We start from the raw sequence: 2,342 nt of genomic DNA, 5'->3' as shown, positions 1-2,342 counted from the left end.
GTGCCACTGTCCCGCGCGCCACGCTGCCGCAGGATCTCGTGCGCGTCCACTGGGGCGAGCGCATCCTGGGCCATGCGCACCCCCTTGGCCCTCTCGCGCAGCGCCGCCATCGCGGTCCCGGCCTCGCGGTACGCCACCTCGGCGCGCAGCCTGGCGACCACCTTCGCCAAGCCCAGCGTCGCGGGATCCGCGCCGCCGGCCGGGGCGACCGGCTCCGGGGCCTGCTCCGGCTGGGCCTGCGCCGGGACGACGACCTCGGCGGCCTCCGCGGAGGCCTCCTCGGCGCCCTTGGGCGAGCCCGCCGGGGCGGTCGCCTTGCGGGTGGCACGGCGGCGGCTGCGGCGCGGGCTCAGACCCGCGGCCGCCTCCGCCTCGGCCGGGCTGCCGTAGAGCTCCTCGTCCGGGACGAACGCCGGCTCCGGCAGCGCCACCGGCTCGGAGACCTCCGCCTCGACCTCGGCCACCGTCTCAACGGCCTCGACCTCGACCTCGTGCTCGTGGCCGCGGCCGCCGCGCTTCTTCGCGCGCTTGCCGTTGCCACCGCCGCCGACGCCCGCCGGCTGCTCCATGTGCACGATCACACCGCGGCCGTTGCAGTGGACACAGGTCTCGGAGAAGGACTCCAGCAGGCCCTGGCCCACCCGCTTGCGGGTCATCTGGACCAGGCCCAGCGAGGTGACCTCGGCGACCTGGTGCTTCGTACGGTCCCGGCCCAGGCACTCCAGCATGCGCCGCAGCACCAGGTCCCGGTTCGACTCCAGCACCATGTCGATGAAGTCGATGACGACGATGCCGCCGAGGTCGCGCAGCCGCAGCTGGCGCACGATCTCCTCGGCCGCCTCCAGGTTGTTCCGGGTGACGGTCTCCTCGAGGTTGCCGCCCTGGCCCGTGAACTTGCCGGTGTTGACGTCGATGACGACCATCGCCTCGGTCTTGTCGATCACCAGGGAGCCGCCCGAGGGCAGCCACACCTTGCGGTCGAGCGCCTTGGCGAGCTGCTCGTCGATCCGGTACGTCGCGAAGACGTCGACCTCGGAGGTCCAGCGCGAGAGCCGCTCCGCCAGGTCCGGCGCGACGTGGTTGACATAGCCGTGGATGGTCTCCCACGCCTCGTCACCGCTGACGATGACCTTGGAGAAGTCCTCGTTGAAGATGTCGCGGACGACCCGGACCGTCATGTCCGGCTCGCCGTACAGCAGGCTCGGCGACGAGGTCGAGATCTGCTTCGACTTCTTCTGGATGTCCTCCCACTGCGCCTGCAGGCGCTCGACGTCACGGCGCAGCTCGTCCTCGCTCGCGCCCTCGGCGGCGGTGCGCACGATGACGCCCGCGTCCTCGGGGACGATCTTCTTGAGGATGGTCTTCAGCCGCGCGCGCTCGGTGTCGGGCAGCTTGCGGCTGATGCCGGTCATCGAGCCCTCGGGCACGTAGACCAGGTAGCGGCCGGGCAGCGAGACCTGCGAGGTCAGGCGGGCGCCCTTGTGGCCGATCGGGTCCTTGGTGACCTGGACCAGCACGGACTGGCCGGACTTCAGGGCGGACTCGATGCGGCGCGGCCCGTTGGCCATGCCGAGCGCCTCGAAGTTGACCTCACCGGCGTACAGGACGGCGTTGCGGCCCTTGCCGATGTCGATGAAGGCGGCCTCCATGGACGGCAGCACGTTCTGGACCTTGCCCAGGTAGACGTTGCCGACGTAGGAGGTGGCCTGCTCCTTGTTGACGTAATGCTCGACGAGCACGTTGTCCTCGAGGACGCCGATCTGGGTGCGCTCGCCGTTCTGGCGGACGACCATGACGCGCTCGACGGCCTCGCGGCGGGCCAGGAACTCGGCCTCGGTGATGATCGGGACGCGGCGGCGGCCCTGCTCGCGGCCCTCGCGGCGGCGCTGCTTCTTGGCCTCCAGGCGGGTGGAGCCCTTGATGGACTGCACCTCGTCGGACGTCTCCTTCTCGCGGGCCGGACGCGGCTCGCGCACCTTGACGACGGTACGGACACCGTCCTCGTCGGCGGCCTCGCCCTCGACGCCGGTGTCACCGGAACGACGGCGGCGGCGACGGCGGCGACGGCTGGAGCTGGAACCGAGGGCGGCGCCCTCCTCGGGCTCCTCCTCTTCCTCCTCCTGCTCGGCCTCGGCCTCCTCGGCCTCCTCGGCCTCTTCCTCGGCGGTCACGTCGAAGTCGGCGGCCTCGCCCCGGCGGCGGCGACGGCCGCCCCGGCGACGGCGGCGGGACGGGCGCTCGCCCGACTCGTCGGCCTCCTCGTCCTCCAGCTCGGCGGCCTCGGCCTCGGCCTCGGCCTCCTCCAGCTCGGCCTCCGGCTCGGCGGCCGGCTCGGGGGCGAC

Annotated in this window: 1 protein-coding gene; it reads right to left on the bottom strand. The window is 72.5% G+C overall.

The window, feature by feature from the left end; all coding sequences use genetic code 11:
• Positions 1–2,342: Rne/Rng family ribonuclease (locus tag GPJ59_RS35540; RefSeq protein ID WP_258025413.1), on the bottom strand; the 2,342-nt coding region annotated here is incomplete at both ends.

The sequence above is a fragment of the Streptomyces bambusae genome, from assembly GCF_019400985.1.
Lineage (GTDB): Bacteria > Actinomycetota > Actinomycetes > Streptomycetales > Streptomycetaceae > Streptomyces > Streptomyces bambusae_A.
The sequence above is the reverse complement of the archived record's forward strand: the minus strand, read 5'-3'. Positions and strand labels throughout refer to the sequence as shown.